Annotated in this window: 21 protein-coding genes; 12 read left to right on the forward strand and 9 right to left on the reverse strand. The window is 72.9% G+C overall.

Features of this window, described 5'->3' with window-relative positions; genetic code table 11:
• The 3 genes from ACTHMF_RS14425 to ACTHMF_RS14435 all read left to right on the forward strand — a co-directional run.
• Nucleotides 1–1,315, forward strand: a 1,315-nt coding sequence (locus ACTHMF_RS14425; protein ID WP_440318537.1) for a cystathionine beta-synthase, incomplete at its 5' end; no start/stop codon positions are given.
• A 24-nt stretch (nucleotides 1,316–1,339) separates the two neighbouring features.
• Nucleotides 1,340–2,485 (forward strand): cystathionine gamma-synthase, encoded by a 1,146-nt coding sequence (locus ACTHMF_RS14430; protein ID WP_440318539.1) that lies wholly within the window; start codon nucleotides 1,340–1,342, stop codon nucleotides 2,483–2,485.
• A gap of 85 nt (nucleotides 2,486–2,570) precedes the next feature.
• On the forward strand, nucleotides 2,571–2,990 hold the full coding sequence (locus ACTHMF_RS14435; protein ID WP_314147704.1) for a VOC family protein: 420 nt from the start codon (nucleotides 2,571–2,573) through the stop codon (nucleotides 2,988–2,990).
• Here ACTHMF_RS14435 and ACTHMF_RS14440 read toward each other — a convergent pair.
• A complete protein-coding gene (locus ACTHMF_RS14440; RefSeq protein ID WP_440318542.1) occupies nucleotides 2,977–3,534 on the reverse strand; it encodes a hypothetical protein in 558 nt (185 codons plus the stop codon). The two genes, ACTHMF_RS14435 and ACTHMF_RS14440, sit on opposite strands and share 14 nt — an antisense overlap.
• Before the next feature lie 254 nt (nucleotides 3,535–3,788).
• Between ACTHMF_RS14440 and ACTHMF_RS14445 the strand changes: the two genes are divergently transcribed.
• The 4 genes from ACTHMF_RS14445 (at nucleotide 3,789) to ACTHMF_RS14460 (ending at nucleotide 6,269) form a co-directional block, all read left to right on the forward strand.
• Nucleotides 3,789–4,295: a GNAT family N-acetyltransferase gene (locus tag ACTHMF_RS14445; RefSeq protein ID WP_440318543.1), complete on the forward strand. Its 507-nt coding sequence runs from the start codon at nucleotides 3,789–3,791 to the stop codon at nucleotides 4,293–4,295.
• Nucleotides 4,296–4,352: 57 nt separating this feature from the next.
• The gene (locus ACTHMF_RS14450) at nucleotides 4,353–5,459 is read left to right on the forward strand and encodes a carboxylate-amine ligase (protein WP_440318610.1); all 1,107 of its coding nucleotides are present in this window, start codon (nucleotides 4,353–4,355) and stop codon (nucleotides 5,457–5,459) included.
• Nucleotides 5,460–5,608: 149 nt separating this feature from the next.
• Nucleotides 5,609–5,878, forward strand: coding sequence for a hypothetical protein (locus ACTHMF_RS14455; RefSeq protein ID WP_314149476.1), 270 nt, complete (start codon nucleotides 5,609–5,611; stop codon nucleotides 5,876–5,878).
• A 154-nt stretch (nucleotides 5,879–6,032) separates the two neighbouring features.
• Nucleotides 6,033–6,269, forward strand: coding sequence for a hypothetical protein (locus tag ACTHMF_RS14460; RefSeq protein ID WP_440318545.1), 237 nt, complete (start codon nucleotides 6,033–6,035; stop codon nucleotides 6,267–6,269).
• Nucleotides 6,270–6,279: 10 nt separating this feature from the next.
• Here ACTHMF_RS14460 and ACTHMF_RS14465 read toward each other — a convergent pair whose 3' ends face one another.
• Nucleotides 6,280–7,230: a helix-turn-helix domain-containing protein gene (locus tag ACTHMF_RS14465; protein WP_440318547.1), complete on the reverse strand. Its 951-nt coding sequence runs from the start codon at nucleotides 7,228–7,230 to the stop codon at nucleotides 6,280–6,282.
• A 105-nt stretch (nucleotides 7,231–7,335) separates the two neighbouring features.
• On the opposite strand from ACTHMF_RS14465, the gene ACTHMF_RS14470 reads away from it, so the two are divergent.
• Nucleotides 7,336–8,262, forward strand: a complete 927-nt coding sequence (locus ACTHMF_RS14470; RefSeq protein WP_314149473.1) for a helix-turn-helix transcriptional regulator — start codon at nucleotides 7,336–7,338, stop codon at nucleotides 8,260–8,262.
• A 93-nt stretch (nucleotides 8,263–8,355) separates the two neighbouring features.
• Here ACTHMF_RS14470 and ACTHMF_RS14475 read toward each other — a convergent pair whose 3' ends face one another.
• From ACTHMF_RS14475 to trxA, 3 genes are all read right to left on the reverse strand, one after another.
• Entirely contained in the window at nucleotides 8,356–8,562 is a 207-nt protein-coding gene (locus tag ACTHMF_RS14475; protein ID WP_314149472.1) for a hypothetical protein, read from the reverse strand.
• 115 nt (nucleotides 8,563–8,677) lie between these two features.
• Nucleotides 8,678–8,839, reverse strand: a complete 162-nt coding sequence (locus ACTHMF_RS14480; RefSeq protein ID WP_314149471.1) for a hypothetical protein — start codon at nucleotides 8,837–8,839, stop codon at nucleotides 8,678–8,680.
• Nucleotides 8,840–8,903: 64 nt separating this feature from the next.
• A complete protein-coding gene (trxA, locus tag ACTHMF_RS14485) occupies nucleotides 8,904–9,290 on the reverse strand; it encodes a thioredoxin (RefSeq protein ID WP_314149470.1) in 387 nt (128 codons plus the stop codon).
• Between the two features lie 151 nt (nucleotides 9,291–9,441).
• Here trxA and ACTHMF_RS14490 point away from each other — a divergent pair, with 151 nt between their 5' ends.
• The 3 genes from ACTHMF_RS14490 to ACTHMF_RS14500 all read left to right on the forward strand — a co-directional run bounded on the left by ACTHMF_RS14490 (nucleotide 9,442) and on the right by ACTHMF_RS14500 (nucleotide 13,521).
• Complete coding sequence (locus tag ACTHMF_RS14490) at nucleotides 9,442–10,068, forward strand: glyoxalase (RefSeq protein ID WP_314149469.1); 627 nt, start codon at nucleotides 9,442–9,444, stop codon at nucleotides 10,066–10,068.
• Between the two features lie 77 nt (nucleotides 10,069–10,145).
• Complete coding sequence (locus ACTHMF_RS14495; protein ID WP_440318549.1) at nucleotides 10,146–11,444, forward strand: glycosyltransferase; 1,299 nt, start codon at nucleotides 10,146–10,148, stop codon at nucleotides 11,442–11,444.
• A 1-nt stretch (nucleotide 11,445) separates the two neighbouring features.
• Nucleotides 11,446–13,521: an ArnT family glycosyltransferase gene (locus ACTHMF_RS14500; RefSeq protein WP_440318551.1), complete on the forward strand. Its 2,076-nt coding sequence runs from the start codon at nucleotides 11,446–11,448 to the stop codon at nucleotides 13,519–13,521.
• 40 nt (nucleotides 13,522–13,561) lie between these two features.
• Here ACTHMF_RS14500 and ACTHMF_RS14505 read toward each other — a convergent pair whose 3' ends face one another.
• The 4 genes from ACTHMF_RS14505 to ACTHMF_RS14520 all read right to left on the reverse strand — a co-directional run bounded on the left by ACTHMF_RS14505 (nucleotide 13,562) and on the right by ACTHMF_RS14520 (nucleotide 22,170).
• Nucleotides 13,562–17,185: a LamG-like jellyroll fold domain-containing protein gene (locus tag ACTHMF_RS14505; RefSeq protein WP_440318552.1), complete on the reverse strand. Its 3,624-nt coding sequence runs from the start codon at nucleotides 17,183–17,185 to the stop codon at nucleotides 13,562–13,564.
• Nucleotides 17,186–17,265: 80 nt separating this feature from the next.
• A complete protein-coding gene (locus ACTHMF_RS14510; RefSeq protein ID WP_440318554.1) occupies nucleotides 17,266–19,425 on the reverse strand; it encodes an alkaline phosphatase family protein in 2,160 nt (719 codons plus the stop codon).
• Between the two features lie 181 nt (nucleotides 19,426–19,606).
• Nucleotides 19,607–20,380: a GntR family transcriptional regulator gene (locus ACTHMF_RS14515; protein ID WP_440318556.1), complete on the reverse strand. Its 774-nt coding sequence runs from the start codon at nucleotides 20,378–20,380 to the stop codon at nucleotides 19,607–19,609.
• Nucleotides 20,381–20,532: 152 nt separating this feature from the next.
• On the reverse strand, nucleotides 20,533–22,170 hold the full coding sequence (locus tag ACTHMF_RS14520) for a thiamine pyrophosphate-binding protein (RefSeq protein WP_440318558.1): 1,638 nt from the start codon (nucleotides 22,168–22,170) through the stop codon (nucleotides 20,533–20,535).
• Nucleotides 22,171–22,492: 322 nt separating this feature from the next.
• On the opposite strand from ACTHMF_RS14520, the gene ACTHMF_RS14525 reads away from it, so the two are divergent.
• On the forward strand, nucleotides 22,493–23,947 hold the full coding sequence (locus tag ACTHMF_RS14525) for a 4-hydroxyphenylacetate 3-hydroxylase N-terminal domain-containing protein (protein WP_440318560.1): 1,455 nt from the start codon (nucleotides 22,493–22,495) through the stop codon (nucleotides 23,945–23,947).
• The last annotated feature ends 4 nt before the right edge of the window (nucleotides 23,948–23,951 follow it).

Below are 23,951 nucleotides of genomic sequence, written 5' to 3' on the forward strand. Positions count from 1 at the left end.
GAAGCTCAACAGGCTGACCGACGGGATCGCGGCGACGGTGCTCGTCAAACTCGAGTACCTGAACCCCGGCGGATCGTCGAAGGACCGCATCGCCTCCCGCATCATCGACGCTGCGGAGCAGGAAGGGCTGCTGAAGCCCGGCGGGACCATCGTCGAACCGACGAGCGGCAACACCGGCGTGGGCCTCGCGCTCGTCGCCCAGCAGCGCGGCTACCGGTGCGTGTTCGTGCTCCCCGACAAGGTCGGCGAGGACAAGCGCAACGTGCTCACCGCCTACGGCGCGGAGATCGTCGTCACGCCCACCTCCGTGCCCCCGGACCACCCCGACTCCTACTACTCGGTGTCCGACCGGCTGGCGGCCGAGATCCCCGGCGCGTTCAAGCCCAACCAGTACTTCAACCCGAACGGGCCGCGCAGCCACTACGAGACCACCGGGCCCGAGATCTGGCGGGACACCGACGGCAGGATCACGCACCTGGTCGCCGGCGTCGGCACCGGCGGCACGATCACCGGAACGGGACGCTACCTCAAGGAGGTGTCGGAGGGCCGCGTGCGCATCGTCGGCGCCGACCCCGAGGGCTCCGTGTACTCCGGAGGGACGGGTCGTCCCTACCTCGTGGAGGGCGTCGGCGAGGACTTCTGGCCGGGAGCCTACGACCCGAGCGTGGTGGACGAGGTCATCCCGGTCACCGACGCCGAGTCGTTCCACATGACCAGGCGGCTGGCGCGCGAGGAGGGCATCCTCGTCGGCGGCTCCAGCGGCATGGCGGTCGTCGCCGCCCTGCGCGCCGCGAAGGACCTCGGTCCCGACGACGTCGTCGTGGTGATCCTGCCGGACGGCGGCCGTGGTTACCTGGCCAAGATCTTCAACGACAAGTGGATGCGCTCCTACGGCTTCAGCGAGGTGCCGGACGAGGCGACGGTGCACGACATCGTCCGCACGAAGCGCGGCGACCTGCCCGACCTGGTGCACACCCACCCGAGCGAGACCGTCCACGACGCGATCGGGATCATGAACACCTACGGCGTCTCGCAGCTGCCGGTGCTCACTGCCGAGCCGCCCGTCGTGATGGGAGAAGTGGCCGGAGCGCTCGACGAGACCTCGCTCGTGGACGCCGTCTTCAGCGGCCGCGCCAAGATGAGCGACCCGGTCGGCGCGCACCTCGGCGAGCCGTTGCCGCTCATCGGCGTCAACGAGTCGGTGACCGCGGCCCGCGCCGCGCTCGCCGTCGCGAGCGCCCTGCTGGTGACGGAGGACGGCAAGCCCGTCGCGGTGCTCACCCGCCAGGACCTCCTCACCTACCTCAGCGAATAGCCCCCACACGCAGAAAAGGCAGCAATGACCCACGGTTTCGCCACGCGCGCCATCCACGTCGGCCAGGAGTTCGACCCGACCACCGGCGCCATCATCCCGCCCATCTACCAGACCTCGACGTTCGTGCAGGACGGCGTCGGCGGGCTGCGCGGCGGCTACGAGTACGGCCGCGCCGGCAACCCGACGCGCACCTCGCTGGAGACGCTGCTGGCGTCGCTGGAGGGCGGCGTGCAGGCGCTCTCGTTCGCCTCTGGCCTCGCCGCGGAGGACGCGCTGCTGCGCGCCGTGCTCGCCCCCGGCGACCACGTCGTGCTCGGCAACGACGTGTACGGCGGCACGCACCGCCTGATCAACCGCATCCACGGCGCGTGGGACGTGCGCAACACGACCGTCGACCTCACCGACCTGGACGCGGTGCGCGCCGCCCTCGGCGCCGACCGGACCCGCGTGCTCTGGATCGAGACGCCGAGCAACCCGCTGATGAAGATCAGCGACCTCGCGGCGCTGGTGGAGCTGGGCCACGCGGCGGGCGCGCTGGTGGTCGTCGACAACACGTTCGCCTCTCCCGCCCTCCAGCAGCCGCTCTCGTTCGGCGCCGACGTCGTCGTGCACTCGACCACCAAATACCTGGGCGGCCACTCGGACGTCATCGGCGGCGCCCTGGTGTTCGCGGACGAAGAACTGGCCGGGAAGGTGCAGTTCATCCAGTTCGCGGCGGGTGCCGTCTCGGCGCCGATGGACGCGTGGCTGACCGTCCGCGGCATCAAGACCCTGGACGTGCGGATGCAGCGGCACAGCGCCAACGCGCAGGCGATCGCCGAGGCGCTGGTCGGCCGCGACGGCATCGACGCGGTGTACTACCCTGGCCTGCCCGATCACCCGGGGCACGAGCTCGCGGCGAAGCAGATGAGCGGCTTCGGCGGGATGCTGTCCGTCGCGCTCAGCGGCGGGGCCGCGGCGGCCCGCCGGTTCGCCGAGTCGACGCGCGTGTTCCAGCTGGCCGAGTCGCTCGGCGGCGTCGAGTCGCTGATCGGCTACCCGGCCGAGATGACCCACGCCTCCGTGCGCGGCACCGAGCTCGAGGTCCCGGACAACATCATCCGCCTCTCGGTCGGCATCGAGGACCTCGCCGACCTCCTGGACGACCTCACCCAGGCCCTCACCCGCTGACCCGCACCAGCCGAGTACGCAGATCATCTGCGTACTCGGCCGTTCCGGGCGCATTTTCTGCGTACTCGGCTGGTAGCGTCTGGGGATGGATCAGCGGGTTTCTTTGGTGACGGTGGGGGTCGCGGACCTGGAGCGGGCGCGGGCCTTCTACGAGGACGGGCTGGGCTGGCGGCCGGCGGACGCACCGGAGGGCGTCGTGTTCTACCAGCTGCCGGGGATGGCGTTCGCGCTGTTCGGCCGCGACGACCTCGCCGAGGACGCGCGGCGGCCGATCGACGGCACCTTCAGCGGCATCACCCTGGCCTGCAACCAGCGCACCGAGGCCGACGTGGATGCGGTGCTCGCGCAGGCGGAGGCCGCGGGCGCGCGCATCCTCAAGCCCGCCGAGCGGGTGTTCTGGGGCGGCTACTCCGGCTACTTCGCCGACCCGGACGGCCACGTCTGGGAGGTCGCGTACAACCCCGGCTGGACGCTCGCGGACGACGGGACGCTCACCGTCGGCTGACCGCGTCCCTGGCAACGGCCAGGCGGTCGCCGAGGCGCGTCAGCCGCGCCTTGGACAGGTTCTGCCGCGCGACCCAGGCCGCGTCCGCGTCCGTCGACGTCGCCAGCCGCTCCAGCAGCGGGATGCCGGAGTCGGGATGCGCGACGGCGACGACGCTCACCGCGTAGCCGAGCGCCTTCCGCAGCACGCGCACCTTGTCGTCCCTGCGCTCCGCGGCCGGGACGGCGAGCAGCACGTCGACGGCGTCTCCGACGATCGCGCACGCCTCCGCCGCGTGGGCGTCGTCCGCCAGCAGCGGCGGCTCCGCGACGGCGGCGACGGCCGCGCGCACGCGCAGCGGGTCGCCCGAACGCAGCCACCCGCGCACGGCGGCGACGCCGGCCGCCCAGTCGGCGGCGAGCACGCGCTGCATCCCGGTCGCGGCCAGCTCCCGCACGCGCCAGCGCTGGTCGGCGGCGGCGTCGTCCAGGAGCGGCAGCTCGCCGAGCGCGCCCGCCGCGAGGGCCGCGGTCGCCGGCAGGAACTCGGCGGCGCCCTCCGGCACGTCGGCGGCGAACCGCGAGGCGAGCCAGTCGTCAGCAGCGCGACGAGCGCATCCCGGTCGGCGGGCGACGTCGCGGCGGCGAGGTCGGCGAACCGGTGCGCGAGCTCCAGGTTCGCGCGCGGGCCGGGCAGCCGGCTGTCCGCGGCCAGCGCGGACTCGAGCGGTGCCCGGTCTCCGCGCAGGGCGGCCGGCAGGAGTTCGGCGAGGCTCGGCATGGCCCGGAGTCTAGCGGCCGGATGCGGGATGATCGGGGGATGACCAGCATCCGCCGCGCCACCGCCTCCGACGCTCCGCACGTGCTCCGGCTCTTCGACGGGGCCATCGCCTGGTTCGCCGCCATCGGCAACACCGGGCAGTGGGGGACGGAGCCGTTCTCCGCGCAGCCGAAGCAGGTGGCGAGGGTGCAGGGCTGGGTCGCCGAGCCCGGCGCCTGGATCGCCGAGCACGAGGACGCGGGCCCCGTCGGCTTCCTGGTGCTCGGGCAGGCCACCGACTACGTGTGGCCGGTGGACGAGCCGGAGCTGTACGTCCGCGTGCTGATCGGCTCCCGCGACCCGCGCGCGAAGGGCGTCGGCCGCGGGCTGCTGCGCTTCGCCGGCGAGCAGGCGGAGGCCGCGGGCATCGGGCTGCTCCGCGTCGACTGCTACGCGGGCGGTTCCGGCGATCTGGTCCGCTTCTACGAGTCCTGCGGCTACGAACGGACGGACACGTTCACGGTCGGCGACTGGCCGGGGCAGGTGCTCGCGCGCCGATTGCGCTGAGTCACGAGGGGTATTGCCGCACGCCCGGTTCGCCCCGATAGTGGTCTCGTGAGGACTGTGGGGGTGGAGGAGGAGCTTCTCCTCGTGGATTCGCGTGGCCTGGCGACGCCGGTCGCTCCGCTCGCCCTGGCCGACCGGCCGGACGGCGAGGCGGGCGCGCGGCTGACCGCCGAGATCCAGCAGGAGATGATCGAGACCCAGACCCGGCCGCACACCGACACGGACGCGCTGCTGGCCGACGTCGTCGCCGGGCGCCGGCTCGCCGACGCGCTCGCGCGCCCGCACGGTGCGCGCGCCGCGGCGGTGGCGATGTCGCCGATGCGGCTGCGGCCGCACGTGACAGAGGACCCGCGCTACGCGCAGATGCTGGAGCGCTACGGCCAGACCGCGCGGGGGACGCTGGTGTGCGGCTGCCACGTGCACGTCGGGATCGACTCGCGCGAGGAGGGCGTCGCGATCCTCGACAGGATCAGGAACTGGCTGCCGGTGCTGCTCGCGATGAGCGTGAACTCGCCGTTCTTCGGCGGCGCCGACACCGGCCACGCCAGTTACCGGTTCGTCGCCTGGCACCAGTGGCAGAGCGCCGGCCCGACCGACCTGTTCGGGTCGGTGGCCGAGTACGACCGGTTCGAGCGGCTGCTGGTCGACACCGGCGTCATCCTGGACAAGGGCATGCTGTACCTGGACGCGCGGCTCTCGCACAAGCAGCCCACGGTGGAGGTGCGCGTCGCCGACGTGTGCCTGGACGCGCGCGACACGGTCGTGCTCGCCGCTCTGGTCCGCGGCCTGGTCGACACCGCGGTGGCGCAGTGGCGCGCCGGAGTCGCCCCCGTGCCCGTGCCGTCCGCCGCGCTGCGGCTGGCCGAGTGGCAGGCGGCGCTCACCGGCACGACGGGCAGCCTCCCGCACCCGGTGACCGGGCGCGAGGTGCCGGCCGAGGAAGCCGTGCACGCGCTCGTCGCGCACACCGCGCAGGCGCTCGCCGAGAACGGCGACCTGGCCAGCGTCCGCGAGGGCGTCGCGCGCATCCTGGCGACCGGAGGCGGCGCCGGCCTGCAGCGCGCGGCGTTCGCCCGGCGCGGCCGGATGCGCGATGTCGTGGCCTCGGCGGTGTCCGCGACGCACGAGCTCGGCGAAGAGGACGACGACCGCTTCGTCGCGTGACGGTCCCCTCCGAAACGGAGGACCCGCGGGCCCAAGAGGTGCTCAACTCCTCCCTCGCGTGCTCTCGGCCGGCGTGTCGTCCGAGACCTCCTCCCTCGGTGACGTCACAGTCCCTTCCCCGCGGGAAGGAACACGCCTATCCTGCGGACATGACGGGGAAGGAACTCGCTCACCAGCACGCCGTCTATTCGTACGGCTCGCTGCCGCTGACGCTCATGTACAGCCCGACGGCGACGGCGGCTTGGGAGGTGTACTTCGGGGGCGAGTACCTCGGCCTGATCGAGGAGACCCACCAGGAGGGCGCGCTGTTCCCCGCCTTCGTCGCCCGGCTGCCCGGCGAGGAGGAGACGGGCGACGGGACCCCGGCCCGCGACTGGCGGATCGCCGTGGAGGTGCTGGCGGAGAACGCGGGGCTGTGAGCGCTCGGTCGCGCGATGCCCGCGACCGCTAGGGTGTGGGGATGTCCCGCACCGACGGCGACGCATCGCACGCACCATCGGCGGAGTCGTCGCGGCCGCCACGGTGCTCGTCCTGGTCTCAGGGGCATGGGTCCCGTGGTGGGACGGCTTGACGATGGGCGGCGTCGACCGGACGATCACCAACGACACCGGCCACACGATCTCGTGGACCTGCGGGACGGGCGACCGCACGATGCGCCCCGGCGAGACCGAGACACTGCACTTCGCGACGCAGTCGCTGGATGCGAGCGCGTGCACGCGCGCCGACGACATCGAGCTCTGCGTGCCGGGGAACGACCGGGGCGGGGACATCCCCGCGTCCGATGCGCTGAGGGAATGGGCCTGCAGCTAGTCGCGGGCGCTCACCGCCGCAGCGTCTGCTGCGGGGTCTCGCCGAAGCGCTCGCGGTAGCGGCGGGCGAAGGCCCTGGTGTCGGCGAAGCCCCAGCGGGCCGCGACCTCCGCGACGGTGCCGGCCACCGGATCGGCGTCCGCGAGGTCGGCGCGCGCCGCCGACAGCCGGACGCTCGCGAGGTACTGCTCCGCGGTGTACGGCAGGTGCATGTCGAAGGCGCGGTCGAGTTCGGCCGGGGTCGTCCCGGCGGCGACGGCGATGTCGTCCAGCGTGATCGGGAGCGAGGCGTGCGCGTCGATGTAGCCGATCGCGCGCTTGAACGCGGCGGCCCGGGAGGCGACCGTCGTCCGGCGCGCGGCGTGGTCGCCGGCCAGCGGGAACGTCTCGATGGTGGCGACGGCGAGCTGCCGGTAGACGGACGCGCGCACCAGCTCGTTGCCGAATCCCGCGCCGGCGCTCTCGTCCAGCGACGCCCAGGCGACGCGGGCGACCGCCCGCCAGTGCGCGGCCGCGGCGGCGTCGACGGGAGAGGAGGAGAGGAATCGCATCCGCAGATCGTCCTCGCCGAACAGCACGGTCGCCGTACGGGTCAGGGCCGCCACCTCGAGCCCGACCACCTCGACGTCGGCGTGCTCGAAGCTGGTCACGACGTCGTCCTCCGGCTGGAACAGCGCCGGCTGCACGGTCATGTCGCCGAGCTGGTCTCCGTTGCGCCACAGGTACTCGCCGGAGGCGAGCCCGATCGCGATGAACGGGAGGCCGACGTTCATCGTGACCTCGCCCGCGAAGCGGTGCCTGCCGAGCAGCAGGCGGTCCTCGCCGTGCAGCTCTTCCGCGTAGGAGAGGCCGCTGAGCCGGACGCCGGAGCCGAGCCGGATGTCGCCGTAGTTCGCGCGGAGCATCTGCTCCGTCGCATCCGGTCCCACCGTCTCGTTGCGTGAATGGAACGTGCTGGGCACGACACCTCCCGATGGGAGGGCCGCGGGATGCGGGCATGCTCCGTCTTTCATCCTAGTCGACCGAGTCCAGCGATTCCCGTCGAGAGCGGGGGTAGCGTTGCGGGCGTGGACGAGCTCAAGCGCGTGCGGAGCCGGACGAACGACCCGGCAGAGGCCGACGCCCTCCTCAGGGAGGCGGACGGCCGTTTCGCATTCTCGCGCGACCCCGGATCGGACTTCACCTTCGACGTCAAGCAGGACGGCGACGACGAGCTGTCGATCGGTCTCTACCGGATCGGGGGACGCTGGGAGTCCGACGGCGAGTTCGACCAGTTCTCGCTGTCCGCCGTCTTCTCCGGCGACTACGCGTGGGAGATCGACGGCGACCGCGACACGTCGTACGGGATGCCGTTCCTCTCCCGGCCGGGGCACGACCTGTTCGGCCACGGCCACGACCTGTCCATCGTGAACATCTACCTGTCCGCGGACCGGCTCCGCGAGGTGGCCCGCGTCGTCTACGCGGACGACGCGATCGTGCCCGAGTTCTCCTCGCCGCGACCGGTGAGCGCCGAGCAGGGCCGCTGGGCCCTGCAGGTGGCGCAGGTGGCGGCCGAGTACGTGCAGTCGGGCACGATCGACAACCCGATGGTGCGCGCCGGGCTGTTCCACACCGTCGCCCTCGCGGTGCTCGAATGCTTCCCGCTCTCGGGCGAGCGGGAGCTGCGCCCGGCCACGGCAAGCGGGCAGGCGCAGGTGCACCGCAGGGCGATGCGGTTCGTGGACGACAACCTCTCGCTGCCGATCACCCCCGCCGACGTCGCCGCCGCGGCAGGCACCAGCCTGTTCGGGCTGGACGCGGCGTTCCGCGCCCGCACCGGGTCCAGCTCCGGCGCCTACCTGCGCCGGGCGCGGCTCTCGGCCGCGCACGCCGACCAGCAGAGCGGCCCCGCCGAGACGGACGCCGTCGTGGCCGCGCGCTGGGGCTTCGCCTCCGCGGACCGCTTCCGCCGCGCCTACGACGCCGCCTACCGCCCTACCCGCCCCGCCGCCTGACCTCGCACGAATGCGGGCGACTGTGCCGGTTCGGTACATTGCGCCGGTGCTCGAGCAGGGGCAGACGTACCGAGTGGGGTCAGACGGGTGCGGTTAGAAGGCGAACTGGGCCCATTCTTCCCTGGCCAGGCTGACGCGCTCGCCGAATCTCTCGACGATCCAGTCCTTCGGCGTCCCGCCCAGATAGGTGCAGAGAACGGTCTCGCTGCTCCAGCCGTCGGCCGAACGCGTCCAGCGGACCAGATGGATGTCCTGTCCCGGCTTCGGCGCGTTCCCGATCGGTGTGTCGTAGGTCGTCATGCGGCACCCCTCCCCAGATGTGCTGCTGCCAGCCCCTCATCGGGGGCCCCTTGGCACGACACTAGTGGGGTACAGGGCCGGGGGACAAGTATTTTCAGGTGAACGGCTGGCGACGTCAGGTCGTCGGGTCGTCCTCGTCGTCGGCGGCCGCGTCGTCCCTGGGCTCGATGACGCCGTCGGCGTCGTAGGGTCCACCGCCCTCGCCCTCGGCGATGGCATCGGTGTCGATCGGCTCCCCCGACGGGGTCTCGGGGTCGTTCTCTTTCGCGTCGGTCATGCCGCGCATGGTACGCCCGCCCGGCCCCGATGGCGCGGGCCGGGCGGGCGGGATGACGCGGGCGTCACTCGGCGGGGTTCGCCCCCGCGGACGCCTGGGCCTCGGCGATCGAGGCGCGCACGGCGTCCATGTCGAGCGCCTTGACCTGGCCGATCAGGTCCTGCAGCGCCGGCTCCGGCAGAGCGCCGGGCTGGGAGAAGACGAGGATGCCGTCGCGGAACGCCATCAGCGTCGGGATGGAGGTGATGCCGGCCGACGCGGCGAGCGACTGCTGCGCCTCGGTGTCGACCTTGCCGAACACCGCATCCGGGTGCTGCTCGGAGGCCTTCTCGAAGACCGGCCCGAACATGCGGCACGGTCCGCACCATTCGGCCCAGAAGTCGACGAAGACGATGTCGTTCTCGGTGATCTTCGACTCGATGTTCGCGGCGGTCAGCTCGACGGTTGCCATGGGTGTCCCCCTCCGGGATTCGTTGCTCGTCTGGTGGAACGGTACGCCCGGTCCGCGCATTCCTCCCTGGGCGGCGCCTGGGAGAGCGGCAGCGGGGGATCGAGCAGCTTTGGAGAAGCGCCCCGATCGGCCGCGGAAATACCGTTGCCGCATGACATCCATCGAGCACATCACCCTGGAGGCGGCCGACACCCGGGCCGCCGAGCGCTTCTACGCCGAGGCCTTCGGGCTCGGCGACCTCATCCGCGTCCGTGAGGCGGCGGAGCCGTCGACCGGCTTCCGCGGCTTCACCCTCTCCATCATCGTCTCCCAGCCCGCAAACGTGCACGCGTTCGTGGACGCGGCCGTTGCCGCGGGCGCGACCGTGCTGAAGCCGGTCTCGTCGTCGCTGTGGGGCGTCGGCGGCTCCATCCAGGCGCCGGACGGCGCGATCTGGAAGGTCGCCACCTCCGCCAAGAAGGACACCGGCCCCGCGCAGAAGAAGGCGGACTCGGTCGTCCTGCTGGTCGGCGCCGACGACGTGAAGGCCAGCAAGCGGTTCCACGTCGAGCGCGGCCTGACCGTCGGCAAGAGCTTCGGGTCCTACGTCGACTTCGCGCTGACGGGCAGCCCGATCGGCTTCGGCCTCTACAAGCGGGCGGCGCTGGCGAAGGACGCCGGTGTCCCCGTCGCCGGCAGCGGTTCGCACCGCGTCGAGATCGGCTGGGACGGACCGGCCGGCACCGACCCGGACGGGTTCGCGTGGGCGACGGCCAGCGTCCCCAGCGGCGCGGCATAGGAACCGCCCAGCAGACCCATACACCGGGCATACCGTCGCGAAAGGTCACGGGAATGTAACGGAGCCAGCGTGAGGGGATGCAGAACACATCCACTCTCTCGCTCGACATCGTCGTGCCCGTGTACAACGAGCAGGCGACGCTCGAATCGTCCCTGACCCGGCTGCACGCCTACCTGACCGACGCGGTCCAGGCGAGCTGGCGGATCACCGTCGCCGACAACGCCAGCACCGACGCGACGCCCGCCATCGCGGACGCCGTCGCCGCCCGGCTCCCCGGCGTCGTCGCGGTCCACCTGCCCCTCAAGGGCAGGGGCCGCGCGCTCAAGGCGGTGTGGGGAGCGTCCCCGGCGGAGGTCCTCGTCTACCTGGACGAGGACCTCTCCACGGACCTCGCCGCACTCCCGCCCCTCGTCGCCCCGCTGCTGTCCGGGCACTCCGACCTCGCGATCGGCACCAGGCTCGGCCGCAGCGCCCGGGTGAGCAGGGGCGGCAAGCGCGAGTTCATCTCGCGCAGCTACAACCTGCTGCTGCGCCGCACGATGTCCGTCGGCTTCAGCGACGCGCAGTGCGGCTTCAAGGCCATCCGCAGGGACGTCGCCGAGCGCCTGCTGCCGCTCGTGGAGGACGACGGCTGGTTCTTCGACACCGAGCTGCTCATCCTCGCCGAGCGGGCGGGGCTGCGCATCCACGAGATCCCCGTCGACTGGGTCGACGACCCGGACAGCTCGGTGGACATCGTGCGAACGGCGCGCGACGACCTCAAGGGGATGCTGCGCGTCGGCACGAACATCGCCCGCGGCCGCATCCCGCTCGACTCCGTGTACGCGGAGCTCGGCCGGCACCCGTTCTCGCCGCCGGATCCACCGGGCTTCCTCGGCCAGGTGGTGCGCTTCGCGTTGGTCGGGGTGCTCTCCACCGCCGCGTACGCGGTGCTCTACCTGCTGCTGCAGGTGGTCCTGACCGCCCAGGTCGCCAACTTCGCGGCGCTGCTGCTCACGGCGGTGGCGAACACCTGGGCGAACCGCCGGTTCACCTTCGGCGTGCGCGGGCGGCCGGGGATGGTCAGGCACCAGTTCCAGGGGCTCGCCGTCTTCGGGATCGCGTGGGCGCTGACCAGCGGTTCGCTCGCGGTGCTGCACGCGACGGCGCCCGGGGCGCCGCCGCGCGTCGAACTGCTCGTGCTCACGGCGGCGAACCTGGTGGCGACGCTGCTGCGGTTCATGCTGCTGCGGCTCTGGGTGTTCCGGGCGTCCCGCCGGCCCGCCGCGGTGGTGGCGGCCGAGGTCCCCGCGGAGGGCGCGTTCGGTGCGCCCGCGGCCGCGCCCGCGGACTCCACCCCCGTCCTCGTCCTCACCCCCACCGAAACGGAGCAGTGACATGTCCGCCACCACCGCATCCACCCCGTCCGCCTCGACGGTGACCGCGCCGCCCCGCGGCCGTGCGCGCTCGGCGCTGCGACGCCTGGTGCGCGGCCGCGAGGACGCCGCAGCCTGGGAGCGTCCCGCGCTGCTCGGGCTGCTCGCCGTCACGGCGCTGCTGTACCTCTGGGACCTGGCAGCGAACGGCTGGGCCAACTCCTTCTACTCCGCCGCCGTGCAGGCCGGCTCGGTGAACGGGGAGGCGTTCTTCTACGGCTCCAGCGACGCCGCCAACTCGATCACGGTCGACAAGCCGCCGGCGAGCCTGTGGATCATGGCGCTCTCGGTGCGGCTGTTCGGACTCAGCTCGTGGAGCATCCTGGTGCCGGAGGCGCTGATGGGCGTTGCGACCGTCTGGCTGGTCTACGCGACCGTCCGGCGGCACTTCGGCGCGCGCACCGCGCTGCTCGCGGGCGGCGTCCTCGCCGTCACCCCCGTCGCCGCGCTGATGTTCCGGTTCAACAACCCGGACGCCCTGCTCGTGCTGCTGCTCACCCTCGCGACCTCCCTCACGCTGCGCGGCATCGAGTCCGGGCGCATCCGCTGGGTCATCTGGGCGGGCGTCGCCATCGGCTTCGGCTTCCTGACCAAGCAGCTGCAGGCGTTCCTGATCCTGCCGGTGCTCGCGGGCGTCTACCTCGCCGTGGCGCGGACGTCGCTCGCGAAGCGGTTCTGGCACCTGCTCGCGGCGCTCGCCGCCGTGATCGTCTCGGCGGGATGGTGGGTCGCGATCGTCGAGCTCGTGCCCGCCTCGATGCGGCCGTACATCGGCGGCTCGCAGACGAACAGCTTCCTGGAGCTGACCTTCGGCTACAACGGCCTCGGCCGGCTCACCGGGGACGAGACCGGCAGCGTCACCGGCGGCGGGGGAACCGCGGCCGGCGGCGGGATGTGGGGATCGACCGGCATCCTGCGCCTGTTCGAGAACGAGATCGGCGGGCAGATCACCTGGCTGCTCCCGGCGGCGCTCGTGCTGTTCGCGGTCGCGCTCGTGCTCGGCCGGGCGGCGGCCAGGACGGACGCGCGGCGGGCGACGCTGCTGCTGTTCGGCGGCTGGCTGATCGTGACCGCGCTCGCGTTCAGCTTCATGGCCGGCATCTTCCACGCGTACTACACGGTGGCGCTGGCGCCGGCACTGGCCGTCGTCGCCGCGATCGGCGCCTCCGCCGTGTGGGGCGCGCGCGAGCGCCCGTGGGTGCGGATCGTCTCCGCCGTCGCGATGCTCGGGACGGGCATCTGGGCCTGGGTGCTGCTGGACCGCGCGACGGACTGGCTGCCGTGGCTGAAGGTCGTGGTCGTGGTCGTCGCGCTCGCGGCGTCGGTGCTGCTGCTCCGTCCCCCGCGCGGCAGGGCGCTCTCCGGTGCGACGATCGCGACGGCCCTGGTCGCGGCGCTGCTGGCGCCCACCGCGTACGCGCTGCAGACCGTGACCACCGGTCACAGCGGCTCGATCGTGACCGCGGGCCCGACGGTGTCCGGCGGCATGGCCGGCCCGGGCGGCGGCCGCGGGTTCGGCGGGGGACCGGGCGGCCAGGGCGGACAGGCGCAGGGCGGCCCGGCGGGCGGCTTCGGCGGCCGGGGTGCGCCGGGCGCGATGCCGGGGACCGGGGGGACCGGGACGGGGACGGGCGGCACCGGGACCACCGGCACCGCACCCGGCGCGGGCGGCGGCGGGATGGGCGGCCTCCTCGGCTCCTCCGCCGTCGGCTCGAAGCTCGCCGCGCTCCTGAAGGCGGACGCTTCCTCCTACACCTGGGTGGCGGCGGCGATCGGCTCCAACGCGGCGGCCGGCTACCAGCTGGCGACGCAGCAGGCGGTGATGCCGATCGGCGGCTTCAACGGGTCCGATCCGTCCCCGACGCTGGCCGAGTTCCAGGCGGATGTCGCCGCGAAGAAGATCCACTACTTCATCGCGGGCGGCGTCGGCCAGGCGAACGGCGGCAGCAGCGCCTCCAGCGAGATCGCGAGCTGGGTGCAGGCGAACTACACCGCGACGACGGTCGACGGGGTCACCGTCTACGACCTGACCTCGTGACGGGCAGGGCCGCCGCCGGTGCGCCGGCGGCGGCCCCGCGTCACAGCCGGCGCCTGCGGGCGATCGCGGTCCGCAGCCCCATCGCGGCTCCGCCCGCCGCCAGCAGCAGCACCAGCACGATGACCGGCACGGCGACGTCGGAGCCGGTCCCCGCCAGCGGGGAGCCGGGGTCGCTCGCTGCCGGGGCGGCACTCGGCGTCCCGGTGGGTGCGGTCGTCGCGCCGCCCGCGGCGATCGTGATCGTCACCGTCGCGGACGCCCGGGCCGTGAACCCGTAGCCGTCCGTCCCGGTCACGGTCACCGGGTAGCGGCCCGCGCGTCCCTTCTGGATCGCGGACAGGTCGACGCTCACCGTCCCCGGCACGGAGAGCTCCGGCTTCAGCGCGGCGAGCACCCGCGCGGCGGTCAGGCCATCGCCGCGGCCGAGCTGGAACGTCGCGGTCGAGTGGCCGAGTGTCAGAGCGATCACCGGGACGACCCGGACGGTCGCGTCGACGGGCGCCGAGGTCAGCCCCGTCGCCGGGTCGGTGGCGGTCACGGTGACCCGGTAGTCGCCGACCGTCGTGACGTCCACGGCGCTGTCGTCGATCGCGAGCCGCGCGCCTGCAGTGGTGCTCGCCGCCTTCAGCAGCCGGAGCAGGTCGGCGGAGGAGGGATGCGTCCCGCGCTGCACCGCGGCCGTCGACGCGCCGACGGTGACGACCGGCGCCGGCTTCGCGTTCCCGACCGCGAACGTCGTGACGACGGCGCGGTGATCGCTCGTCCACGCGTTGCCGGGGATGTTCTTCGGCGACGGCCAGCCGGCGACGAGGGTATTGGAGCCGAGGACGGACAGCGACGAGCCGGCGTAGTGGACGTAGTCGATCCTGTCCTGCGGCTCCGGGCCGCCCGTCGTCGGGTCGACCGTGACGAGCGGCGACCAGGTGACGCCGGCGTCGGCCGCGGGGTCGGCGTGCGCTGCGCGGAACGAGTCGGTCAGGCCGGCGCCGGTGAGCAGGTCCGGGACCGGCCAGTCGACCGCGCCCGCTCCGCAGTGCGCGGCGGAGGTCGCGGCCGTCCAGTCGGCCGCCGAGGGCGACTCGAGGTCGGAGAGCACGATGACCGGCGTCCCCGCGGCCTTCGCCGCCTCCGGCGCGATGGCCGCGGCGACGGCCTTCGCCTGGCCGTACCGGGTGGACGCCTTCTCCGCGGCGACCGCGGCGGCCGCGTCGGGCGACGCCCTGCGGCAGAGCGCCTCCGGCCCGTAGCCGCCGGCGTCGAGGCCGACGCTCCACAGCCGGATCGGGTGACCGAGCACGTCCGCCGTCGCGGAGACGGCGGGAAGCGTCCCGGCCGCGAGCGTCGATGGCCGCGCGGCCAGCGGGTACGCGGAGAGGAGCGAGACGCCGTCGCCGGTCTGCGCGTACCAGCCCAGGGCCTTCGCCAGCCGCTCGGCGACGGTCCCGTCGTCCTCCTGCAGGCCGATCACGTCCAGGCCGTCCGCGGCGATGACCGCGAGGTCCTTGAAGTCGGCGTCGTCGACGTGGCTGCCCGCGTCCCACAGGTTCCACGTCGCCGTCGCCAGCTGGGGTGCCGCGGTGGCCGCGAGAACGCGCACCTCGACCGTGAGCTGGGCGGTCGTCGTGCCATCGGTCGCCTGGACGGTGATCGTCGCGGGATCGGCCGGTGCGGCGGCGGGGGCGGTGCCGGTGACGACACCGCCAGCGTCGACGCTCAGCCAGCCGTCGCCCGCGACCTTGCTGAACGTGGCAGCGCCGCCGTTGAACAGCCCCGCGACGCGCTGCGTGAAGGTGGTGCCCGCCCGCACCTCCGGCGCCCGGAAGGTGTCGCTCACGAAGCCGGCGGGCACCGTCGAGCCGGGCGTCGCCGGGCCGGTGGCCGGCCGGGTCGCCCGGAAGTCGTTCTGGATCTGGTCGGCGCTCACCGCGCTGTCGTAGAAGTCGAAGTCGTCGACGAACGCGTTCACGAAGCCGTCGCCCTGGTCCGTCCCCGAGCCTTCGGCCCCCACCGTGAACGGGAAGCCGCTGGCGAGCGCGAAGGCACTGGTCAGGCCGGTGCTGCGGGCGGTCTGCACGCCGTCCAGGTAGGCGGTCATGGTGCCGGCGGCGCGGTCGGCGACCACGGCGACCTGGTGCCAGACGCCCATCACCGAGGTCGGGCTGACCTGGGGCAGGTAGTTCTGGGACGTCGAGGTGCCGTTGCGGCCGAAGCACGCGCGCAGCACGCCGGGGCTGCCTGCCGTGTTGTACAGGGTCGTGCCCTTGTTATAGCAGTGCGCGAAATCCTGGTTGGACACGATCGGCGAGTCGGAGCTGGAGGCCGTCTGGTTCAGCCAGAACACGTAGGAGAAGCTGGAGGAGGCGTCGGTGCGGCCGGCGATCAGCGGGAGCTTGAGGACGTTGACGCCCTTGAGGCTGCCCGCCGGCGAGTTGACATACGCGGCCTTGCCGTCGATCCCCGCTCCGTACGACGGCGTCCCCGACCAGGAGCCGGAGAACCCGTTGCCGGAGCTGTCGGCGACCGTGCTGCCACTGTCGGCGTCGAAGTCGTAGGACACGATCGGCGCGACCGTGTCGCCTGCGGCGCGGTAGCGGTTCCAGACCGCGTACAGGTTCACGATGGCGCCGGGGGCGGAGGCGAGACCGGAGACGGCCTGGCCGTCCGTGTACTCCGGCTGCCCGGACGGGCTGGTCGCCCAGCCGACGAACCGGTAGCCGGGGCGGGTGAACCCGTTCTTCGTCAGGGCAACCGACTGGCCCGCCGTGACGGTCTGTGCGGCGGTCGAGCCCCCGGCCGCGCCGTTGCCGTCGTACGTAATCGTGTAGTTGACGACGGTCGGCTTGGTGGCCGTGTAGTCGGCGGCCACCTGTTGGGCCGGGATGGCCTGGTCGAAGAACGCGAAGTCGTCGACGGACGCGTTCACGAAGCCGTCTCCGGTGTCGCTCTCGCTGCCGGAGAGCCCGCCGATGTTGAAGGCGAACCCGCTCTGGAAGGCCGTGTCGGCGGTGATCGCGTCGGCCGGCGAGTTGGCTGCTTCCACGCCGTCCACATAGAAGGTCGCGGTGTTCGCCGTGCGGTCGACGACGACGGCGATGTGGTGCCACGCGCCGAGCACGTTCGGCTGGATGTCGTGCACGTACTCCCGCGTCCCGCCCGCGGTCTGCCCCCAGCACGCCTCCAGGGTTCCGGGGGTGGCCTGGTTGTACAGCGTGATCCCCGCGTTGTTGCAGTAGTTGAAGTCCTGGTTGCTGACGATCGGGCCGTAGCTGGTGCGGCTGCGCTCGGCCATCCAGAACTCGTACGAGAAGCTGGAGGAGGCGTCGGTCTTGCCCGCCACCAGCGGCAGCTTCACGTAGTTCGCGCCGCCGCTGACCGACGCGGCCTGGCCGGAGACGCCCGCCACGTAGGCCGGCGTGCCCTTCCAGGCCGCGTCGTTGCCCGACCCGGACGTGTCGACGACCCTGGTTCCGCTGTCCCCGTCGAACGTGTAGGCGGCGACGGGCTTGATCGCATCCCCGGGATCGACGGCGGAGCCGGCAGCGGACGCCGCGTAGCCGACGCCGAGGGCGCCACCGGCGACGACGGCGAGGACGGCGATCGCCGAGGCGATCCGCGCCACGCGCGAGCGGGGGAGTCGGAGCAGCGGACGGGAGGACGCGGACATGGGGGTCTCCTGCATGCGGTCGGGATCGGGTTCTGGGTCTGGAGCTGAATCGGGGACCGGGCCGGTCGGCCGGGGCGGGGTCAGGCGGAGAGCTGGGCGATGCGGCCGGCGTAGCGGTGCCGCCAGCCGGTGCCGGTGTTCGCCGTGATCACGACGTCGTAGTAGCCGTCGTCGGTCGGCCAGTTCACGCTCTGCTTCGCGCCCGGCTGCACCCAGACGCTGCGCGTGCCGCCGGAGTGGTCGTTCGCGTTCAGGATGTAGTGCACCGCCTGCAGACCGTCGTTGTGCAGGTCGATGGCGACGGTCGGCTGCGCGCCGCGGACCAGCGCCACGTCGATGCGGGGGACGCCCGCGTTGTTCTGGCCGACCGGGAGCACCGTGCCGGCGTGCGAGCGGACGAAGCCGTCCGGCCCGTAGACCGAGAAGGCGTAGCGGCCGTCGTGCGCTGCCGCGTCCCACGCGTAGGACGCGGGGGCGTCGGCGGAGACCGTGTGCGGCGTGTTCGCGAACGGCAGGTAGCGGTCCGGGAAGGCCTGCAGGCTCACCGCCTTGCCCGCGGGGCCGCCCTCCAGGCTGAGGTGCGCGGTCACTGTTCCGGTCGTGCGGTCCTCGCTGAACGTGCCGTGCGGGTGGAAGGAGAGCGGCCGGTGCCGCAGCGTCCCGCCGTCCCAGCGGTCGGCGGGCGGGACCTGGGTGGCGATCGTGCCGCCCGCCCTGGCGATCTGCACCAGCGCCTCCGTGTCCGGCAGGTCCGGCACGTCCACGATCGGGTTGGCGAAGTCCATCGCGCTGGTCAGGTCGCCGGAGATCGCGCGCCGCCACGGCGTGATCGTCGAGCTCAGCGCGGGCGTTCCGATGGCGGCCGTCCAGGTCTCCAGGAACCGGATGATCGAGGTGTGGTCGAAGACCTCGCTGTTCACCCAGCCGCCCCGCGTCCAGGGCGAGACGAGGATCGCCGGCACGCGCGCGCCGTAGCCGATCGGCGTGCTGCCGGAGTACTCGCCCGGCGTGCCGGGCTCGGCGAACGGCGGCAGCACGTGGTCGAAGTAGCCGTCGTTCTCGTCGAACGTCATGATCAGCAGCGTGCTCTTCCAGAGCTCCGGGTTGCTCTGCAGGGCCTGGATGACGCGGTTGCTGAAGTGGGCGCCGTGTTCGGGGTTCGCGGACGGGTGCTCGCACCAGCCGTACGGGGCGACGACCCACGACACCTGGGGGAGGGGGTGCTCGGCGTCCGGCTTGCAGGCGTCGATGAAGTCCTTGAGCACCGCGTCCAGGTTGGCGTCGCTGTCGTTGTTCGGCGCACCGGTCGGCGCGTACGGCGCCGAACCCGCCCGCCAGACCAGGCCGGTGCCCGGGGCGTTCTTCACGGGATCGGCCCGGTTGGCCAGGTCGGTCGCGGTGGATCCCGAGGTCGTGAACGGGGCGAACCCGCGGATCGGGTTGTCGGTGTAGTCGCCGACCCAGCTGGAGCCGTTGTCGCTGTTGTCGACGTAGACGCGCCACGAGACGCCGGCCTTCTGCAGGGCCTCCGGGTAGGTCTGCCAGGAGCGTGTCCCGTCCGACTCGCCGCCGTTGTCGGTCACCCCGCCGGAGGTGCCGGTCCAGTGGTAGAGCCGGTTCGGGGTCGTCGGGCCCATCACCGAGCAGTGCCAGGCGTCGCAGATCGTGTACGCGCTCGCGAGCGAGTACTGCCAGGGGATCTCCTCGCCCGTGACGTAGTGCATGGTCGCCGCGCCCTTCGCGCCGATCCAGTTGTTGTACCGGCCGCCGGCCCACGCGGACAGGCCGCCGGAGTACGAGTGGTCGAGTCCCGTCGTCGTGCCGGCGACGGTCGTGACCCTGGTCGGCTTGACGAAGGAGGAGCCGCTGGGCTGTGAGAAGACGTCGCCGCCGTTCTGGAAGCGCACGGCCTGCTTGTCCTCGAAGCCGCGGACGCCGGGCAGGGCACCGTAGTAGTGGTCGAAGGAGCGGTTCTCCTGGACGAACACGACGACGTGCTTGATGTCGGTGATGTCCCCCGCGAACCCGGCGGGCAGCGCCGCGCGGGTCGTTCCGGCCTGCGCGGCTCCGCCGCCGCTGAGAGCCGCGCCGGTCGCGCCGCCGATCGCCGCCGCACCGCCGAGCAGACCGAGGGCGCGCAGCATCCCGCGCCGGGAAAGGCCGGAGCGCAGGATCTCGTCAGGGACGGTCTGCTCGCGCTCGTACGGGTCCGGGGTGAACGGCTGCGGCTCGCTGGACATGGGTCTCCTCGGTGTGGTCGTGTCGGAGGCGCCCGATCGGGGGGAGGGGGCGAGCACAGCCGAGCAAGCCGAGGCGAATGGCCGGTGAACGCCAGGCGTCGAAACGCCCGCGGGAGGCAGGATGCAGCCGGATCCGACGGCCGACTGTGCGCACTGGGCGGTCGCCGGCCGCGGGTGACGCTCAGACCAGCGTGCGCTGGCTCCCGCCGGCGGTCACCTCGAACGCGATGGCGCCGGAGATGTAGCGGTCGAGGCCCAGCTCGACGACGCGGCCCTCCCTGGTGGTGGTGACCCTCGTCACCTGCAGCAGCGGGCTGGAGCGCCGGACCCCGAGCAGCGCCGCGTCCTCGCTCGACGCCGCGACGGCCTCGATGCGGTGGCTGCCGGAGGTGATGTGGATGCCCTCGGCCGCGAGCGCCTCGGTCGTGGAGGCGACGTCGTCGGGGAGGGCCTGGATCACGGGCGTCAGCCACGGCGCCCAGGTGGAGCGCTCCACCATCACGCGCCGGCCGTCCAGCGTGCGGACCCTGGTGAAGGAGACGAGCGGCTCCTGCCAGCGGATCCCGAGCAGGCCGGCCTCCCTGGCCGTCGCCGGGCGCAGCTGCCGGGAGGCGATGGTGCCGCCGGGCACCCGGCCGCCGTCGGCCGCCCACTGCGCGAACGAGAGCATCCTGTCGAAGCCCTGCGTGCGGTGCCGCGGCTGCACGGTCCAGCCGCCGCGCGGGCGCGAGACGACGAGGGACTGGCGCGCGAGCTGGGCGAGGGCGGTGCGCACGACGCTGCGCGTCACACCGTATTCGGCGGCGAGCGACGCCTCGCTCGGCAGCCGGGTGCCGACGGCCAGGTCGCCCTCGGCGATCCGGCGCCGCAGGTCGGCGGCCACCCTGGCGTAGCGCGGAGCGCCGGCGTCGCTGTCCGCGGCGGCCGGGTCCGGGATCGGGGATGTGCGTGGCATCGGCATGGCCAGGTTACAGCGCCGGGCGGGGTCGGCGAAGGACGCCGGCGTCCCCGCCGCCAGAGGAACCGCCCCGCAGAGCCGGGCGCAGGTCATTCACTTCGGCGAGCGGGCGAAGACCCGGTTTCCGGTTCAGGGTCGCCGGGTCGTCCTCATGAGTTCACCCGGATGATCTCGTGCTGGTACGGCGCGACGACCGTCCCGGAGACGCGCAGATCGAGCAGGAGGAAGGGCCGCTCCCGGGGATCGCGAGCGGCCCACTCGCGCAGCGCTTCCAGATCGTCGAGCGACCGGACGACGACGCCCTCCGCGTTCAGTGCGCGGGCGAGCGCTGCGAAGTCGGTCTCCGGGATGAGCATCGGTCCCGGTGCGAGGCCCTTCGCCCCGTAGAGGGTCACCTCCGCGCTATAGGCGGCGTCGTTCCAGATCACGGCGCAGCCGAGGCCGCCGCAGACGCGAACGGCCGACTCGAGGTCCGCGAGAGCCATGAGCGCGCCGCCGTCTCCGGACGTCAGGACGACGGTGGCGGTGGCCCGGGCGCGGGCGGCGCCGATCATGCTGGGGATCCCCAGACCGATCGACTGATACGCGGTGCCGACCATCATCATGCGGTCGGGGGAGGCGACGGGCCAGTACATGTTGGCCCAGCCGATGAAGTGGCCTCCGTCCGAGACCACGACGCGGTCGTCGGGCAGCAGCCGCCCGATCCGGCGGGCCGCCGCTCGCGGATCGAGGCGACGATCGTCGGCGAACTCGGGGCCGTCGTCGTGGACGCGGAGCGCGGCGACGTCGACCTGCGTGCGCCAGTGGTCCCTCACCGGCCGGGCGGGCAGGTCGCGGGTCAAGCGGTGCGCGGCTCGCGCCGCATCGGCTCGCACGTGCACATCCACGCGGGAGTGCGTCGCAGCGGGGGCGGTGTCGACCTGGAAGACCCGGGTATCGGGGCCGAAGAGGCCGCCGAACCGCATCGTGAACTGGTTCAGCGACGCACCGAAGACGACGGCGACGTCCGCTTCCGCGACCAGGGCCATCGCCGGTTCCGCACCGAACCCGCCGGCCACCCCGAGGTCGTGCTCGCGCCGGGCGAAGATGCCCCGGGCGAGCGCGGTGGACGCGGTGACAGCACCGAGGGTGTCCGCGAGGGAGCTGAGCGGCTCTGCGGCGCCGGCCAGCCAGGCGCCCCGTCCCGCAAGCAGAAGCGGGCGGCGGGAGGCGGCCAGGGCGTCCCGCAGCTCGGCATACCCGGCGCCGGGTTCGTGGACCCGCGCGTCGATCGGCTCCCCGGTGTGCTCCCGCAGCGGGCCGGCCTCCTGCGCGCCGATGTCGTACGGGATGGCGACCACCACCGGTCGTCTCAGCACCCGGGCGTCCGCGACGGCGCGATGCACGGTCTGCGCGGGGTCCGTGACGCCGACCGTGTAGGTGGGCGCGCCCACGGCGTCCGCGATGTCCCGCTGACGCACGTCCCAGGGTCGGGCTCCCGTCGTCGGCGCGTCGCCGATGACCAGGACGAGCGGCACCGACGCCTGCACGGACTCCGCGAGCGGCGTGATCATGTTCGTGAATCCCGCACCGTAGGTCGCGGTCGCCACGGCGATTCCACCGCCGGCACGGAAGTGCGCGTCCGCCGCCGCGACGCCTCCCGCCTCGTGGCGCACGGGCGTGTATGCGATGTCGGTGCGCGCCTCCACCGCGTCGATGAAGTGCGCGTTGCCGTTCCCCATGACGCCGAAGACGTGGCGGGCGTGGGACGCGATGGCGTGGGCGACGTGGGCGGAGACGGAGGGCATCGGATACCTTTCGGCGCTGGTCGTGCCGTGGCGGTCACGGCGGAGCTGGAACCCGATTATGGAGACCGCCACGACCGGATGCGAACGGTCGGTTTCCGGGTGGACAAGATGCGCGGTCATGCCGAGATATCTCGCAGAATGCAGGGTGATTTGCGCATTCCCTGGTCGTGAAGCTCGCAGGTTGAGGGATCTACTGCGCATCACTTGCAGTGGCTGACCTGCGGGGCTCATGCTGGGCGCACTGTCAGGCGCCATCGCCGATCGCGATCGGGTGGACGCCGTCCTGACGCGACAACAGTTCGATCCCGACCGGGAGGATGCAATGACACTTCGGAGCGGCAACACCTACCTCGCCGACCTCGACGCGCGAACGGTCGAGGTGGCCGTCGACGGTGAGATCGTCCGCCGCGGGATCGCCAGGCACGGGGCGTTCGCCCCCACGGCGGGGAGCTACGCGCAGACCTTCGACCTGCGCCTCGATCCGTCCCTCGCCGAGCTGTTCGTTCGCGCCGAGGAGACCGGGCCGTTCGCGTCCAGTCTGCACGCGCCGGAGAACGCCACCGAGCTGGCGAGCCGCACCCGCGCCGTCGCCGCGGTGGCGGAGCACTCCTTCGGGCACCTGCTGCAGAGCCCGGATCACGGGCACGCGCTGGTGGCGGCGTTCGGCAGGGCGACGGCGTGGTTCGCCGGAGTCGACCCGGCGTTCGGCGAGCGGGTCGCCGCGTATCTCGCCCACGTGCGGAGCGCGGATCTCGCCGTCGGCTACGCCCTGTCCCTCCCCGAAGTCAATCGACAGCCAGACGGCAGCGATCAGCTGGGCGGGCAGATGGCCGCGCGGGTCATCGAGCACAGGGCGGACGGGATCGTCCTGTCCGGCGCGCGCATGATGGCATCATCCGGGCCGCTGTGCGACGAGATCCTCCTCCTGCCCGCGACGGTCGCGGGCAACGGCCCGGATGAAGCACCGTACTCCTTCGCCGTCGCCGTCCCTGCGGACGCGCCCGGCGTCCGGTTCGTCTGCCGTGCGGTCGATACGTCGGGCAGCGTGGAACGCTTCGGACGGCGCTACGACGAAGTGCAGACGGCGATCGTCCTCGAGGACGTCTTCATCCCCCACGAGCGGGTGTTCCTCCTCGGGGCGCCCGCGGCGTGCAACGAGGTGTACCGCCGGACCGGTGCCGCTGCCCTGCTCGTCCACCAGGCGACCGTGCGGCGCGGGGTGAAGGCGGAGTTCTACTTCGGCCTCGCGACGGAGCTCGCTCACCTGCTCGGCGTCGACCACTACGACTGGGTCGGCGATCTGCTCGCAGAGGCGCGGGCGATCACCGCGGCCTGCCGCGCGGCCGTCGTGGCGGCGGAGGCGGAAGCGGGCCCCAACGAGTGGGGGATGTGGGAGCCGGATTGGCGCACCCTGGCCTCGGCGAGGATCGCCTTCGCTCCGGCGGCACGCCGACTTCCGCAGATCCTCCAGGAGATCGGCGGGCCGAGACTGCTCATGAGCCCCGACCCGCGCACGGCGGCCGCCGCGGCCGCGGATGTCGAGGCGTTCTTCCAGTCGCGCTTCCTCTCCGGGCCCGAGCGGGTGGAGTTCTCGCACCTGGTGTCGGAGGTCGCGGTCAGCGGCTTCGCGGCGCGTCAGGTCGTGGCCGAGACGCACCTGTTCGGCGATCCACGGAGGCTCTCCGGCGTCCTCGGGGGAGCGGAGGGCGAGCTCCGCGATCGCGCCCGCGGCGCGCTGCGCACCGGCGGACGGGCGCCGTCGTCCGTCCGCCGGTGAACGC

Origin of the sequence: Leifsonia sp., from assembly GCF_051955155.1 — a bacterium.
GTDB lineage: Bacteria > Actinomycetota > Actinomycetes > Actinomycetales > Microbacteriaceae > Leifsonia.

Excerpts from the sequence above, each read along its gene's own strand:
- ACTHMF_RS14430 (WP_440318539.1), top strand. The coding sequence starts at position 1,340 with ATGACCCACGGTTTCGCCACGCGCGCCATCCACGTCGGCCAGGAGTTC.
- ACTHMF_RS14435 (WP_314147704.1), top strand. The coding sequence starts at position 2,571 with ATGGATCAGCGGGTTTCTTTGGTGACGGTGGGGGTCGCGGACCTGGAG.
- ACTHMF_RS14445 (WP_440318543.1), top strand. The coding sequence starts at position 3,789 with ATGACCAGCATCCGCCGCGCCACCGCCTCCGACGCTCCGCACGTGCTC.
- ACTHMF_RS14455 (WP_314149476.1), top strand. The coding sequence starts at position 5,609 with ATGACGGGGAAGGAACTCGCTCACCAGCACGCCGTCTATTCGTACGGC.
- ACTHMF_RS14460 (WP_440318545.1), top strand. The coding sequence starts at position 6,033 with ATGGGCGGCGTCGACCGGACGATCACCAACGACACCGGCCACACGATC.
- ACTHMF_RS14475 (WP_314149472.1), bottom strand. The coding sequence starts at position 8,562 with ATGACGACCTACGACACACCGATCGGGAACGCGCCGAAGCCGGGACAG.
- ACTHMF_RS14480 (WP_314149471.1), bottom strand. The coding sequence starts at position 8,839 with ATGACCGACGCGAAAGAGAACGACCCCGAGACCCCGTCGGGGGAGCCG.
- trxA (WP_314149470.1), bottom strand. The coding sequence starts at position 9,290 with ATGGCAACCGTCGAGCTGACCGCCGCGAACATCGAGTCGAAGATCACC.
- ACTHMF_RS14490 (WP_314149469.1), top strand. The coding sequence starts at position 9,442 with ATGACATCCATCGAGCACATCACCCTGGAGGCGGCCGACACCCGGGCC.
- ACTHMF_RS14495 (WP_440318549.1), top strand. The coding sequence starts at position 10,146 with ATGCAGAACACATCCACTCTCTCGCTCGACATCGTCGTGCCCGTGTAC.
- ACTHMF_RS14500 (WP_440318551.1), top strand. The coding sequence starts at position 11,446 with ATGTCCGCCACCACCGCATCCACCCCGTCCGCCTCGACGGTGACCGCG.
- ACTHMF_RS14505 (WP_440318552.1), bottom strand. The coding sequence starts at position 17,185 with ATGTCCGCGTCCTCCCGTCCGCTGCTCCGACTCCCCCGCTCGCGCGTG.
- ACTHMF_RS14510 (WP_440318554.1), bottom strand. The coding sequence starts at position 19,425 with ATGTCCAGCGAGCCGCAGCCGTTCACCCCGGACCCGTACGAGCGCGAG.
- ACTHMF_RS14515 (WP_440318556.1), bottom strand. The coding sequence starts at position 20,380 with ATGCCACGCACATCCCCGATCCCGGACCCGGCCGCCGCGGACAGCGAC.
- ACTHMF_RS14520 (WP_440318558.1), bottom strand. The coding sequence starts at position 22,170 with ATGCCCTCCGTCTCCGCCCACGTCGCCCACGCCATCGCGTCCCACGCC.
- ACTHMF_RS14525 (WP_440318560.1), top strand. The coding sequence starts at position 22,493 with ATGACACTTCGGAGCGGCAACACCTACCTCGCCGACCTCGACGCGCGA.